At 48.0% G+C, this 14,484-nt stretch carries 14 protein-coding genes and 2 pseudogenes; 8 read left to right on the forward strand and 8 right to left on the reverse strand.

Annotated features, from left to right (window positions below; translation table 11 throughout):
• Positions 1–17 precede the first annotated feature (17 nt).
• Positions 18–1,142 carry a DNA replication/repair protein RecF gene (recF, locus tag ON05_RS27950; protein WP_010482188.1) on the reverse strand — a complete coding sequence of 375 codons (1,125 nt, stop codon included), beginning with the start codon at positions 1,140–1,142 and terminating at the stop codon, positions 18–20.
• A 6-nt stretch (positions 1,143–1,148) separates the two neighbouring features.
• On the reverse strand, positions 1,149–1,778 hold the full coding sequence (locus ON05_RS27955; protein WP_010482186.1) for a ribonuclease H-like domain-containing protein: 630 nt from the start codon (positions 1,776–1,778) through the stop codon (positions 1,149–1,151).
• A gap of 120 nt (positions 1,779–1,898) precedes the next feature.
• Here ON05_RS27955 and ON05_RS27960 point away from each other — a divergent pair, with 120 nt between their 5' ends.
• Both ON05_RS27960 and ON05_RS27965 read left to right on the forward strand, forming a co-directional pair.
• Positions 1,899–2,168 (forward strand): YciI family protein, encoded by a 270-nt coding sequence (locus tag ON05_RS27960; protein ID WP_010482184.1) that lies wholly within the window; start codon positions 1,899–1,901, stop codon positions 2,166–2,168.
• 211 nt (positions 2,169–2,379) lie between these two features.
• Positions 2,380–2,931, forward strand: a complete 552-nt coding sequence (locus tag ON05_RS27965) for a hypothetical protein (protein ID WP_010482182.1) — start codon at positions 2,380–2,382, stop codon at positions 2,929–2,931.
• 17 nt (positions 2,932–2,948) lie between these two features.
• Here ON05_RS27965 and ON05_RS27970 read toward each other — a convergent pair.
• The 4 genes and pseudogenes from ON05_RS27970 to ON05_RS27985 form a co-directional block, all read right to left on the reverse strand.
• A pseudogene (locus tag ON05_RS27970) lies at positions 2,949–3,365 on the reverse strand (transposase); the annotation flags it as partial.
• Between the two features lie 28 nt (positions 3,366–3,393).
• Positions 3,394–4,041, reverse strand: coding sequence for an ISAzo13-like element transposase-related protein (locus ON05_RS27975; protein ID WP_010482544.1), 648 nt, complete (start codon positions 4,039–4,041; stop codon positions 3,394–3,396).
• Positions 4,025–4,585, reverse strand: coding sequence for an ISAzo13-like element transposase-related protein (locus ON05_RS27980; protein WP_262562439.1), 561 nt, complete (start codon positions 4,583–4,585; stop codon positions 4,025–4,027). Before ON05_RS27980 ends, ON05_RS27975 begins: the two co-directional genes overlap by 17 nt.
• 83 nt (positions 4,586–4,668) lie before the next feature.
• Positions 4,669–5,248, reverse strand: a pseudogene (locus tag ON05_RS27985) (IS630 family transposase); the annotation flags it as partial.
• Positions 5,249–5,328: 80 nt separating this feature from the next.
• Between ON05_RS27985 and ON05_RS27990 the strand changes: the two are divergent.
• From ON05_RS27990 to ON05_RS28005, 4 genes are all read left to right on the forward strand, one after another.
• Positions 5,329–6,099, forward strand: a complete 771-nt coding sequence (locus ON05_RS27990; RefSeq protein WP_010476672.1) for a hypothetical protein — start codon at positions 5,329–5,331, stop codon at positions 6,097–6,099.
• Positions 6,100–6,186: 87 nt separating this feature from the next.
• Positions 6,187–6,609 carry a hypothetical protein gene (locus tag ON05_RS27995; RefSeq protein WP_010476673.1) on the forward strand — a complete coding sequence of 141 codons (423 nt, stop codon included), beginning with the start codon at positions 6,187–6,189 and terminating at the stop codon, positions 6,607–6,609.
• A gap of 143 nt (positions 6,610–6,752) precedes the next feature.
• On the forward strand, positions 6,753–7,448 hold the full coding sequence (locus ON05_RS28000; RefSeq protein ID WP_010476674.1) for a hypothetical protein: 696 nt from the start codon (positions 6,753–6,755) through the stop codon (positions 7,446–7,448).
• Between the two features lie 254 nt (positions 7,449–7,702).
• Positions 7,703–8,278, forward strand: coding sequence for an isoprenylcysteine carboxylmethyltransferase family protein (locus ON05_RS28005; RefSeq protein ID WP_010476675.1), 576 nt, complete (start codon positions 7,703–7,705; stop codon positions 8,276–8,278).
• 69 nt (positions 8,279–8,347) lie between these two features.
• Here the strand turns inward: ON05_RS28005 and ON05_RS28010 are convergent, their stop codons facing one another.
• Complete coding sequence (locus ON05_RS28010) at positions 8,348–9,997, reverse strand: AarF/ABC1/UbiB kinase family protein (RefSeq protein WP_010476677.1); 1,650 nt, start codon at positions 9,995–9,997, stop codon at positions 8,348–8,350.
• Position 9,998: 1 nt separating this feature from the next.
• Here ON05_RS28010 and ON05_RS28015 point away from each other — a divergent pair, with 1 nt between their 5' ends.
• On the forward strand, positions 9,999–10,133 hold the full coding sequence (locus tag ON05_RS28015) for a hypothetical protein (protein ID WP_255345105.1): 135 nt from the start codon (positions 9,999–10,001) through the stop codon (positions 10,131–10,133).
• Between the two features lie 51 nt (positions 10,134–10,184).
• Here the strand turns inward: ON05_RS28015 and ggpS are convergent, their stop codons facing one another.
• A complete protein-coding gene (gene ggpS / locus ON05_RS28020; protein ID WP_010476679.1) occupies positions 10,185–11,687 on the reverse strand; it encodes a glucosylglycerol-phosphate synthase in 1,503 nt (500 codons plus the stop codon).
• A 276-nt stretch (positions 11,688–11,963) separates the two neighbouring features.
• Here ggpS and gghA point away from each other — a divergent pair, with 276 nt between their 5' ends.
• Positions 11,964–14,483 (forward strand): glucosylglycerol hydrolase, encoded by a 2,520-nt coding sequence (gene gghA / locus ON05_RS28025; RefSeq protein WP_010476681.1) that lies wholly within the window; start codon positions 11,964–11,966, stop codon positions 14,481–14,483.
• Position 14,484 lies beyond the last annotated feature (1 nt).

Below are 14,484 nucleotides of genomic sequence, written 5' to 3' on the forward strand. Positions count from 1 at the left end.
CTAGTTACAGAATAGCGTTAGGGTGAAAACTGGACCTGCCCTGCTTTCACCGTCAAGACCTGTGCAGAATCTAGCCATTTAGCATCAAAAGCACCTAAGTGAGTGGTCGTAATCAGGGTTTGAAAGCGGGTCTGAATCGCATCTAAAAGCTGGTTTTGCCGATTCAGATCCAGCTCCGCTAGCACATCATCTAGGAGCAGTAAGGGGGCTTCTCCTACCACTTCCTCAATCAACTTCAGCTCCGCCAGCTTCAGAGCCAAAACTAACGTGCGTTGCTGGCCTTGCGACCCATACTGACGAGCTGGAGTGCCATTAATAAGCAACGTAACTTCATCCCGATGAGGACCAACCAGGGATAAACCTTGCAATTGCTCCAGCATCGACTTTTCCTCCAGTTGGCTGAGGAATTGAGGGTAGAGCTGCTCAGGAAATTGGGGGTCGTAGCTGACATTAGGGGTGTAGAGAATTTCAAGCTGTTCTTGGTGACCGCTAATGGTTTGGTGCCAGTGGCCCGCCAGGGGGACTAACCGCATCAACATCCGCTGACGTCGCTGAATCACCCGTGAACCACTCGCTGCCAGCTGCTGGTTCCAAAGAATAAGTTGCTGGGGGTCAACCTGAGGAGCATTGTCAGCACGATGATGCTTCAGATAAGCATTGCGCTGCTTAAGGACCTGCTGATATTGCTGCAGCAAATGGGCATAGACAGGTTCCAACTGCACCAGCACTGCATCAAGCCAATTCCGTCGCTCTCCTGGACCTCCCCGCACCAGATCCATATCAAGACTGGAAAACTGGACAATATTGAGGTGCCCCAGAAAATCGAGCTGGCGACGAATCGTTTCACTATTCACAGAAACCGTGCGACGACCATTGGCCCGCAGAGTCAAACTCAAGTCGAGAGGACCACTCTCCCGTTGGAGGGTTGCTGTAACCTGACTGAGGGATTCACCTTCTTTAACCAAGTCGCGATCGCGGCTGACCCGATGAGATTTTAAGGTTGAGAGCAGCTCCACTGCTTCTAGTAAATTGGATTTGCCCTGGGCATTTGGTCCCACCAAAATCGTTTTGGGAGCAGAGAACTCCACCTGCTGGGCGACATAGTTGCGAAATTGGATCAGGTGAAGCTGCTGGAGATACACAAGGGCTTAATGCTCAAAAATATTGTCAAAATGCATCAGATCCAGGGTGACGATGGTGGGTAGGCATTGGAAGCAAGCCATCGCTAATTCTAGGCGCTCTTCCCGCTCCAGCATCTTCACAAGGGTGGCTTGGGCCGATAGCAAATAGCGGACATCATTCGATGCATAGTTCAACTGCTCTTCTGAGAGGTTTTCCGCATTTCCCCAGTCAGAACTTTGGGCTGACTTGTCGAGTTCTTCACCCACTAACTCTCTGACTAGCTCCTTCAGACCATGACGAGGGCTGTAGGTTCGCACCAATTTACTGGCTATTTTTGTGCAGAAGATCGGCATGGTTTCAATATCAAGGTGATGCAACAGCGTGGCGATATCAAAGCGGGCAAAGTGAAAGACCTTTAGGACTTTGTCCGCTTCCATCAGCTGCTTCAGGTTAGGCGCATCCATTTGTCCCTGGACAATTCGCACCACGGTGACTTGGCCTTCAGGATTGCAAATCTGAACCAGACAGAGGCGATCACGATGGGGCTTCAATCCCATGGTTTCGGTATCCACTGCAATCCGATCTGCCTGGAGATAGTCCTGGAGAAAGGCGTCGCTAAGATCGCGATCGCAAACCTGAAACTCACTAAGTGCCATTCAATGCCCCCATACGTTCTGATGGGCATTGTACAGAAATTAGGGAAGGTTCAACCAAAATAGCCTCAGAAAAAGACGGCTTGACCGCTATAATCACCACAGAGTATTAGGGAAGCACAAATGCCGAAGTACGTCATGTGGGGTAGCTACTGCGATGGAGTGCTAGAAAAGCGGGCTCCCTATCGCCAAGCTCATTTAGATGGTCTCAATGCCCAAAAAGAAGCGGGGACGCTGATTACGATTGGCCCGACTAAAGATATCAAAATGGTGTTTGGTATTTACGACGCTGAAGATGAGGATACTGTACGCAAGTTGGTGGAGTCGGATCCGTATTGGCAAAACGGCATTTGGACCGAATACGAAATTCGAGAGTGGATTCAAGCCCTTTAGGTCATTGCTCCATCCCTATTACTTGAAGAACAGCTTGGTGTACTAGCGCCCGCCGATATTACATCCAATGAAGGCATTAAGGTGGATTATATTCTGTACTCAGTCGATAGGCTTATTTTGATCGAGATTGAGCCTGGCATTGCATAGCTTAAGTCTAAGTATCAAACAAACAAGGTCAAACCTCATAAAACGCATCAGCCAGAAGGGGAGTATGTCCACTCAGTTCCAATACAATCCCCTTCATCCTGATGCACTCAACACTTTGATTGAAGATGGCGACGCCTACGATATTTTCTTAGACTGCTTTGGCCGTGGCAAATTTTACAATACCCAAACATGGCTCAATACTTTTCCTAATGTGACAGGTGATATTTGGAAGTTTTGCCAGGAAGAAAACCATGAAACGATTGTCCCCTATGGCTTACACCAATTTCTCTCAGGCGAACTGATCACTGGTGGATACTGCCCGCATACTGCTCCTGTTTTTCTCGTGAAAGAGATTCACGGTGTAACAGCGGTAAATGCAGTATTTGGCGGCAGAATACATGAAGATGACGATCACCTCAGATACTGGTTGCCTGATGAAGTACAGGAAGTTCATCGAGCGTTATTGCAAATCCTTGAGAGTAATTTGTACAAACGAGAAGCGCAGATCGGTACTGACTATGGTGAAGGATGCTATGGAGACATCAGAGAATTAGCTCAATGCTATACGAAAGCGGCCAAGCATGGATATGCAATGCTAATCACCATCTCTGATTAATTTCTCAATATAAGTACTTAGCTAAAATTAATTACATAATCATCGCCGTAGGTTTTCAAAACTCTTTCCACATATTCGACCAAAGATGACCACCCCCAGTAGGCACTCATTTCAATCCACTGATATTTCATGAATTGCCACAGACGCTCAATCAAATTTAGATGGGGAGAATAGCTTGGCAACTCAAACAAGGTAATTCCCCGTTCGGCCCACTCTGCCTTCATCTCATAGATTGCTTGGCTCGTATGGATAGGGGCTTGATCCATCACAATGACGGTGGGCAACTCCACGTCAGCAAAGAAGGTATCAATGCAATGACTGACAACCTCACTGGTGATGGTCTGTTCTGATGTATAAGCATGTAGCCCTTGTCGTCGACTCAAAAACCCCAGAACATTCAAGCGTTTACTTGAGCGAGTCGGGATTTCCAGATAAGGGATCTACAAATAAATAAGGTACCCATCAATTGGGCACAATCTTGATATCCCATTTGGGTAACGCTTCAGAACATAGCCATTGTTGTTTGTAGGCTTCTAGCTCATCTGAGGGCACAGTAATGTTCTTTTCATAGGTGCCCTCAATCAAATGAACCAAAGGCTTCAATCCATTCCAGGTCATATTCGATGCCCACTGGACAGCCGTATCAATGGAGTTGAGGATAGTGCCATTCCAATATTGTTCCAAGGCTGCCCAACATCGCTCAATCGGATTGTATTTGCTGTGATAGGGCGGATAGTAAATCAGATGAACCGATAATCGTGTCATTTGGACAAACTCAACCATACGCTTGATAAATTGTGTGCGGTTACTGCGCACTGCAGAGCCGCCATCAAGGTTAATTTCTAATCCCTCTATCTGAGGATAGTTATCGTGATGTTCGCGCCACCAAGCCTCTAAACAATCAACAATAAAATCAGTAGTTTCAGCAGACTGACCAAAGTAAATTGACAGTTGCCCTGCGAGCACATCGAGAATCCCGAAGGGTACCAAAATAGCGTCCCAATGGTCATCATGGTCATTGGCTTTTGTCGCGTCTAGGGTACGAGCTTTGCCGCCACGAGAGAGGTTGCCAATTTTAACTTTGGCTTTGCTATCAATCGAGATGCGCAATAGGTTGGGGGCCGCATCGGCAGCATAATTGGCTTGAGCGACATTGCGAAAATCGCATCGGTTTGCGGCAGTTTTTCAGGGGTTTAACTTTTGGGTTTTTTAAGCGATAACCCATTCGATTCAATAGATTGCCGATGGTTTGACGGGTTGGTAATGCCTCATCGCTGTAGCCTTTCTCCTCAATCAATGCCTCACGCACGGCCCTGGCACTGATACGGGTGTAGTACAACGTTGATTTGAACTTCGGATCAGCTTGGGCTTCACCATCAACTAAATCCCGAATGTCAGTTGCTAAATGGGGTAGTTTCGTTTCGCTAAGCTGACGACCTCGGGCTTGATAGTTGTCAACGCATCTAATGCCAGTCCGTCGTTCATCAAGGCCCAGTTGAACACTGGTACGTCTCCAACCTAAATGACGCTCAGCTTTGCGGGCAGAGCCGTCCAGGTAGTCTTCAGCCACTTTTGCCATGAATGCTCGCTTGTGTGGGCCTGTCAGTTTCTTGGCGGCATCTCGAAACGTCTCTTTTATAGGGGCATCTAGCATCAGATATCCTCAAAACAATCGGTCAATCATGTATTGACTTGTTTCTTAGATTCGCAGGTACTTTATTTCTTGGCAAGTCCCTAAGTCCCTATGGGTTGCCATCCATAGGGAATACAGGGGACTAACGAAAAACCACTCTCATCCATAAAGAATAGGTGGATGTCTCCCTTCTCTTCTTGTTTCTTGAGATGTTCTAACTGCTGTTTTTTCGAGGTAGTCGGCATATAAAGGCTGGCCTGATGTCCCTTGGCGAAAGCGATGCCAGCTCATGTCCATCTGCTTCAAGACGCGTTTAACGGTGGCCTTTGACACGCGTACTGACCACTGCTGTTCAATCTGAGCTAGCACCCGATTGAGTTGGATGGGAGATGCCTGAGTCCACTCATAAATCTGCTGTTGTTGGTCGGGATTAAACATCGGTTTTCGACCTCGGCCTGGGCGATTATAGAGTCCTGCAAAACCACGGTTATTCCAAGCCTTAAGCCAGTTGTACACGGTTTTAGGACTCACACTAAAAAGGGAGGCTAAGGTGTAGGGACTCCAACCCTGGGCAGACAAAATGAGGCAATGGGCGCGTTGTCTGACCTGATGATGGCGACTACAGTGATAAATCCGATGCAATAAGCGTAAGCTTTCGGTGGAGATAGGACGGACTAATGACATCAAATCAATGGATGTAAAAAAGAGGACTCAGGTAGTTTACAACCTGGAAATTCTATGTAATTAATTTTGTCCATCTGCTTATGTCTATTCATGCGCTTGCTCATAAACGAGGATTTGGCCTGACAGGTGGTTTTTGGAACCGTTTTGGCGTCATTCTCATTGAAGCTCCTATTCACATTGTGAGTGGTACTCTGGCTAAACACTTCCATGCACAATGTTCCATAGAAGCCTTGCCAGCATCTTTAGAGGAGCAAAACAAGCATTTTCTCTGGCAGTATGTCGGACACACTTGGACTACTTGGTGGGCATTTTCATCGGAAGAGGTCGCGTTTGCCCTGGCTCTTTTTCTAGAAACGAAGGTGATGGTTCTCACCCATCAGGGAACCAGTGACTGGACCACATTCAAAGTTTTTGATCAGGATAAATGGGTTGAGCACTATGAATTTGGACATCACGGCTTTGATGATCCTGATCAAAAAGTCGGAGATCTGGGTTGGGGGATTGGATTTTGGGATCTTGAAGTCACCTATGAATACTTAGCATCTCCCAATTCTGAGTTTCCCATCCAAACTCGACATTTATTCAGCAGTGCGATCAGAAAGCTGACAGAAAAGAACATTCATTCAGCGCTACACACTAGAGCAAATGAAACAGGTTTTCTCAATACGACTCTTCAGTGTTTCGGAGCCTATCTTCCAGATTGCGTTGAAACACCTTTGACCTACTCCCGCTCGGCTACTGATTTCCAACCAACCCAATCAGATTTTGCACGAATTGATTCCGTTATTTTACCGGCAGAAACGTTTTATTGGCAGAATATGCTGCCTGTTCTACAGCGTGTAACCCTATAAATAAAGAGGGTTGAACAGTGTCTGAGGTATCATCTTTCCAAGCAAGACAAATCACCAGATTCGTTCCTATGTGCAAGACTGGCAAACATGAAAAAATGGCACATCATTCATCATCAACAGCGCAGATTCAGTCCCGTGAGTTGGTGGGTGCACAAAGCGGTTCATGACACTCCTCCAACGGCAGAATGGAGGAACGCAGATCAGTATGACCCCGCCTTTCCGCCCTGCATCTTTGGCAAAGGATTTCCCTACTTGTTAGTAACGGTTGATGGGTTTGCCTTAGAGTTTGCCTCATCCTATGAAGTCAGGCACTGCATTGAGATATTGCAGCAAAAACATTTACCGGCAACGAAAAACTTAGTTTGCAAAAACAGTACAACCTACCAAGGGTTTAATCACTGGTTAGCCATTTTTCCTGCGTCCCTCAAGTCATGGAAACAGCGCCAAAGAACAGTGAAGATCCTGACCCAGACGTTGATGGAGTTGGAACAAGACGACATCCATTTTTAGCCCTTGCTTATCTTGCAGACGTTTTGACCTAATCTGCTATACTCAGCGATTAAATCCTGGGTGTGATGTCTATCAATGCGTCAGTCAGGGCTAGATGAGAGTATGGCAACAAGACTGGGTATCGGTTAAGAGATTTTGTCGCCATGATCAAGCCATCTGTCATATCTAAAGGTTGGTTATCGGTATTAGTCGTGTTGATCAGCACTCCTTTACTCTGGGCCTGTAATCGAGTCCCCATCGTTAGAGAATTCTCAAACGATCAAGCTCAAGCAACCGATCCAAAGCCCGACAAAGTCCTACAAGCCTTTGAATCCATTCCTGGTACGCCTTATCTAGTCGCCAATATCGCACAAGTGAAAGCGGGAAAATCTCGCATATCTTCTTCCGAATTCTATTCGCGAAAAGGGGGCGGTATTGCTAACCTTGTCTTTCTTGATTCGAGTTCCCTAGAGTCTCACAGCCTATTTGACACGAATCAATACACCATTGTTGAAGCCAAACAATATCCTCTCGACGAATCAGCCTCCAATCCAGAAGCAAAGAAGATCAAGAAAACGGCTCGCTTTGTCTATCAGGTGCTCAAGAAGGATACCAATGGAGACCAGTACTTAGACAGCAGAGATCACCGAACTATTGCGATTTCAGATGCTTTTGGTAAGCAGTATGTTGAAGTCTTGACTGATATCAGTCAGCTTTTCAACTTACAGCCTTTAACTGGCAATCGCTTGCTAGTGGTGTATGTCAAAGATGGAACGAAAATGGCGAGTATTCTGGATCTCAATCAAAGAAAGGTCGTCCAGACCAATGACCTGACCAAACTTGGAGAAGATGTCGAGTAGTGGAATGGTAGAGCCTTGTCCAAAAGTCACTTTCACAGATCATTTCCTTGAAATGCAGACATCTATGACAACGTATCAAAGAAATGATATCTAGATTGACCTTCGAATAAATAACAACCACGCTGCACCCATCACCAGGTGCCAACGCTGTTAGAGTAATGGCAACATATCTCTCTGCCTTGGCGATCCACCGTATTGGAAGACGACCACATTAGCAAGCCATTCTCAAGATAAAACCGTTGGGTCATCTAGTCATGCAACCGACTGCTCTTTTGATTTACCCCCTAATCATCGTTATTTTTGGCATTGAACGAGTCCTCCGAAAAGGGCAAACAGCTTTAAACCTCAACCCAGGAGAGATGGATAAGGGTAGCTCCAAGCGTCTCTGGGCCTCGAGTCTGTTCAATCTTATTATTATTCTTGCGGCACCTTGGTTCGGTTCGTCGACAATTGGGTCTTTCCCATCTGCATGGATGGGCTGGTTCGGCATCATCACCATTCTGTTCGGTATCGGATTACGGTCTTGGGCCGCGCTCACGTTGGGGCAATACTATACCCGCACCCTTACTACGCTGGAAGATCAATGCATCATTGATTACGGACCTTACAGATGGATCCGCCACCCTGGATATTTAGCAACATCTATTATTGATATTGGTGCAGGTCTAGCCGTTATGAATTGGCTTGTTTTGCTGGCTTTACTGTTGTCTGGACTAACCGCCAAGGTTTATCGCATTCAAGTCGAGGAGGAAATGTTAACCGTTGCCTTTGGACCGTCTTATCAACAATATGCAGATACCACTTGGCGATTATTGCCCTTCTTGTACTGAGTAGAGCTAACGTCAGTAATGCTTGAATTACACCTAAATATCCCATGGCGTTACACCTAAAAATTCGAGTCAGCGGAGATTCCCCGATCGCAAAATACTAACTGCCAACCACAGTCCCAAAAGGCTCGCCACGGCAAACAAAGTATTACTCAACCAATACAAAGCCGTTTGTTTCTCCGCCGAGATCATCGCCGCCCCCATAATCAGCGACCCCACCAAAATACTGAAGGAGAGGCGATTGGCCGCGTTATCGACCGTAATCCGTAAGCCATTTAGACCCAATAGATTTAAGTTCCACTGCAAAGATTCTGACGTCACTTGGTCCAGGAGTTGTTCTAACTGACGGGGCGATCGCAAGGACAAATTCTTCACATCTAGGGCCGTTCTGAGCAGCGTCGGCAAGGGATCTTCCCCAACAAACTGACGTCGGAACAAATCGCTCATTAACGGCTTAATTTCATCCAGGACATTAAACTTGGGGTCAAAAGTCCGGGCTGCTCCTTCCAAGTTGGCTAAGGCCTTGACGTATAGACCCACATTGCCCGGTAGCTTGAGCTTATTGGTACGGGCCACTTGCAGCACTTCGTACAGCACTTCTCCCAGATTAATTTCCGCCAGATTGCGGTTATAGTACTTGCGCAGCAGGGCTTCAAAATCACTTTCGAGCTGGGCCAAGTTCTCTGCCCGCCGAGTTTTCGCCAACTGCAGCGTCAAACGACTACAGCGCTGGGCATCCAGATCCACAATCGCCAACAGCATTTCCGTTAAAATCTGCTGGGTATTAGGGTCCAGGCGTCCGACCATGCCGCAGTCTAGAATTGCCGCTCGACCATCGTTCAGATAATACAAATTGCCGGGATGGGGGTCAGCATGGAAGAAGCCATCCACATAAATTTGCTGCAAAAAAGCCCGAAATAACAGCGTTGTTACCTGCCGCCGGGCACTATCGATTCTGGGTTCTTGTTGAGAAAAAGGCAGGTTTGCCGACAACAAGGGCTCTCCGTCTAGCCACTGCATCACCAGCACTTTCTGGGTGGTCAAGGCCAGATTGATTTTGGGGACCACGAGCTGCTGCGGATCAAACCAGCGGCTGGTGGAAAGATTCTGGCGAAGCTGCTCTGTATGGCTGGCTTCAACCGTGAAATCCAGTTCATCTAAAAGGGCATTGGCAAACTCTGCCGCCAAGGACTTAAGGTCGTAATCTTTGCCAATATCCGTTCGGGATGCCAAATCCGCGAGGGTATTGATCAGGGCAATATCTTGATTGACGATGACATCAATCCCCGGTCGCTGCACCTTAATCGCCACTTGCTGTCCGTTTGCCAGGATCGCTCGATGAACTTGGGCAATGGATCCTGATGCCACGGGAGTCGGGTCAATTTCTTTGAACTGAGACCGCAGTTCCTGGGCAATCTGCTGCTGAATCACCGCCTTGATTTCCGGCCAGGCCACAGGTGGCACTTTGCTCTGAAGGGTAGACAGAGCGTCAATATAGGGGGCAGGCAAAATATCCGGTCGCGTACTCAAAAGCTGGCCTAGCTTGACATAGACTGGCCCTAAATCTACCAAAATATTGCGCAGCACCGCAGGCGTCGGCAAAGCAGGCTGATCCGCTTTGCCGCCCGTTAACAGCTGCTGCATATAGTCCCAGCCATTCCGGAGGACCACTTCAATAATGTCGCGTTGCCGGGAGGCTGTTTGCGTTAACCCTGAGAACACAATGCCTCCTTTGAGGTTAGTTGAACCGTTCGAACATCTTGCTGTTGCGATCCTAGCTCAAAACTCCCTGGGGTCATTGCATTGGACTCAACAGCCTGGGAAGTGGGCGATCGCAGACCAACATCACACCTATTAATTCAAACGCTTTAATTAGGTGCAATATCGCGAATTGAAAAAATTGGGCCGCCTAGGAAACAGAAGCTTGATTCGACGGAGCCGACTGAATCGCCTTGAACTTCTGCAACAGATGATTGGCCCAATAATCGACGTCGTACTTCGTAACCGTTTCAAACATTTTAGTCATGGCAGCTTGGCTTTCCTCAGGCGACATTGCCAAAGCTTTGTCTATGGCTTCATCCATCCGATCCATTGAATAGGGATTTGTGAGAACGGCTTCTGGTAGTTCCACTGCCGCCCCCACAAATTCCGATAGCACCAGAACACCGGGCTGTTTATCCTTAGCAATGATGTACTCCTTTGCCACCAAATTTAGGCCGTCCCGTAAAGGAGTTGTCCAGCAAATATCAGCGGTTCGATAGTAACAAAGCAGATCATCTAGGGATAAAGGCTGCGTATATAGCAAAATCGGCGTCCAGCCCAACTTGGCAAAGCGGCCATTAATTTTTCCAACTAGTTGCTCAATTTGACTTTGGGCTGTTTTATAGACCCGCATGCCTGTAGCTGGTGTTACACAGGTCATCACGAAGTTGATTTTTCCATGAAGATCGGGGTGACGCTCCAGTAAGCGACCAAAGGCTTCTAACTTCTCGCGGTTGCCTTTGACATAATCCACGCGACCCGCCGCGATAATCAATTTGCGATCGCCTAGTTCTTCCTTGATTTCGGCCAACCGCTTCTGGGCAGAAGGCTGGTTCAGGGTTCCTAAAATATGCTGGGGATTGGTGCCGACGGGGAAGGCATCGATATTGACCAGCTGACCTTTATAGCGGAGGTAGGTCGTCATATTCGGTTCAGCCAAGGCCGTGCCCACTGGGGTGATGTGCTCAGGAATCGGACCTCGCTCAACCACTTCGACGGGTCGGAGACTACGGGCCACGTTCACGAAATTTTCGGAGTAGCGGGGAATATGGAAGCCGACGATATCACAGCACAATAGACTATCTACAATCTCTTCCCGCCAAGGCAAGATATTGAAAATATCCACTGAAGGGAAAGGTGTGTGGTGGAAGAAGGCAATCTTGGCATTGGGTTTGAGCTGGCGGATGTAGTGAGGGGCCATCCACAGGTTATAGTCATGGATCCAAATGAGGGCATCATCGGCAGCTTGCTCACAGGCAGCCTCTGCAAACAGGCGATTGATGGTGTGAAAGTTTTCCCAATCTGAAGATTCATAGGTGAAGTGATAGGGGAAAGAATGGAGAATTGGCCAGAAGGCCTCTTTGGAGGTGATGTGATAGAAATGCTTGACTTGATCGGCGCTCAGGGGAATGCGGCAGACATTATAATTACCCTCGCCTTCTACTGTGACTAAGGTTTCGAAGTTACTCCGTTGCTTGGCCGTTACCTGTTTCCAAGCAATCCAGGTTCCCTGATTCACACTAGCAAAGAAGCTCTTTAGAGTTGGCAAAATGCCATTGGGACTTTTTTTGGGCCGATAGTGAACTTTACCGTTCTCAATCACCTCATCATAGGGTTCACGGTGGTAAAGAATCACCAGGGAAGATTTCATTAAGATGGCCTCCTATGCTTTATGGTCATCCAGATCGATGGGACTACAAATGTTCGAGCGCCCAACCCATTGCTGTACCTTTAATTCAATGCGACTGGAATAGGCGAGTTGAGTCTGACCCAAAACGACTTGCCTCCAAATCCCTAGCAATTTAAAGATGACCTCAAGATTACCCTATGCCAACATGCCTCCCACTGCAAATTAAGAACCGCTAAAATACTGCGGCTTTCTGTTAGGCTGGACAACAACAAAAATGTCATTCACGTTGCAAAAATTGTGGTTGATTCTGCTTTCCCCGAGCCCGTTCTGGATGACCAAGAAACGCAAGTCTTACTCGACTGGGCCGCCAATATTGATCAGTCGGACGCTACTTATTTTCAAACGGGCCAACTCCTCGCCACCCGACTAGGCGCCCATTACCGAGAAGATGGCCTCACGGAGATCGGCTTCTGGACCCCTGGACTCGCCGCTGAAGTGATTCAGTCCGAACGCAGTATTTATCTAGAAGTCTTTACCCCCCTAGAACCCATCGACTTTCAGGCAACTGAGCAAGAAATTACCTGGCAACGCGATCGCATCTCTCTTATTCTCCAAGGTGAATATATCTGGGGTGTGATTAAGGGACTGCGACCCGGTACCCGCGAGGAAGCAGGTAGTTTCTACTGGCTGCGCTATATCGACTACCAAGGGCATGTCAAGACCATCCGTGATCCATTAGCTTACTCCCTCCCTTACGGTGTCTTTGCCCCCGCCGAACTTTACGATAGCGATCGGCTCCAGCGTCAGCGGGCTGATTTAGACTATTTCAAAACCACAGGAGCCCAAACCAAATCTCGCAAAGGATTCTTAGCCTCAGACCTCGAAAACCCGCCGCCTCGCCTCCCCGCTCCGATCTGTATCCTGCAGCTTCATGTTCATACCGCGTCTCCCGAAGGCACCCTGGCAGGTCTAACACGCATCTACCAGCGTATCTCGGACAAACTCGCCCAAGGGAAAGACCTTACCCCAGTGGAGCAAAATTATGTAGGTTACGACGCCATTGAGCTACTGCCCATGGAGCCCACCATTGAATACCGCTTGGACCAAGACAACCACCACCATGAATTCTTTGCTCGTCCCCCCGAACCCACTAGCCTGACGGACGAAGATACCCAAACCATCAAAATTACCCTCCGCAAACCCAACACCCAGAATTGGGGCTACGACGTCCCCATTATTGGCTCTGTGGCCACTAATCCAGCTGTCTTAGAAACCCTGCGTCCCGACGAAACCATTGACTTTATTGCCACTCTCCATAATTTTTTCACGGGTCCGATTCAAGTTATCTATGACCTGGTTTACGGCCATGCCGACAATCAGTGCGAACATCTGATTAGCCGCCAATACTTAAAAGGCCCCAATATGTATGGCCAAGATTTAAACCATCAGTTGCCTGCTGTCCGGGCCATTCTCCTAGAAATGCAGCGACGCAAGAATAATACCGGGGTCGATGGCATCCGAGTGGATGGGGGTCAGGACTTTCGGTTTTTCAATCCCCTCACTAATCTCGTGGAACAGGACGATGGTTACTTACGAGCCATGGGCAATATTGTCCAAGAGATACAAGGCAATGAGCGCCTGATGTTCACCATCTTTGAAGATGGTCGCCCTTGGCCTCAAGAAGGTTGGGAAGAAACCTCCCGCTATCTAGAGTTGGTTGAACTCGAACCCCATTCCTACCAGTGGGGACCGCTAGTGTTTGCCCACAATACCCCCGCCCTGAAACACTTTTGGGATCAGAAATGGCGGCGCGTCTGTGAAGTGATGTTCCAAGGCTCTCACTGGATTACCGGCTGTGCCAACCATGATACGGTTCGTCGGGGCAATCAAATTGATCCTGAAGGTCCGATTAATTGGCATTTGGGAGACACCCTCGTTGAGGTAACCAAAACTGCCTACGACAATCCCGCTATCAAGCTATGGGTTTTAGGATTTTGTCCTGGGTTACCCATGGAATTTCTCAATGCCAACTTTCGCGGCGCTTGGGGCTTTTTCCGTAATACGGATGAACTATATGGCGTCAAAGTCGTATCCGAAGAAATTGGCTTCCTGGATTGGCAACTCACCCCCGAACTCTTTCAGCCCCCTGAGGTGTTTCCTCAACTCAAGGCCCTCGGATTTACAGACTTAGAGATGCTGCGACAGTTTGCCAAAGCCTTGCAAGCCACCATGCTGGAGTCAGATTATAACTTGGAAATTGTTGCTGAGACCTGTCGACACTGTTTTGGGGGAGAAGCGGGTGTCTGTGCCAACGTCAGCTTGGAGACATTGAGACATTCAGATCGCCCCGAATTCCTAAATGATTTAGATGTGCCAAAGCTTAAACAGTTTGCTCGCGCCTTTATGGAAGATGGCTACGATTTTTCCAATGTTAAGCATTGGGGAGATAGCTTAGATCCGGACCAGGTGGCCTTTAATTTAGCGGCCCGCCAATATCGATTTGCCCACCCTTGGCTAGGAGAGAATTTAACGGAACGCGATCGCTTCAACCGGATCACGGAAGATGCCTACACCCTCTTCTATGGTCACCGCACCCAACATGATCCTGACATTGAACAGCCCGAAGATATCGTCATGGTCAGCCATATGGGGGGTGAACCGGCCATGGTCACCTTAGGGGACTGGTTACAGCTGGAATTAAGCGAATGGCGGGTGGCATTGACCTCTCCCGGCTTAGAAATCGGGAATGATGTCGAAAGCTTAAGATCTTTTGAACTAAGGGACACTCAAGGGGTACTCCTAGAGAAGATTGTGTAAA

It is taken from the genome of Acaryochloris sp. CCMEE 5410 (assembly GCF_000238775.2).
In the GTDB taxonomy this organism is placed as follows: Bacteria; Cyanobacteriota; Cyanobacteriia; order Thermosynechococcales; family Thermosynechococcaceae; genus Acaryochloris.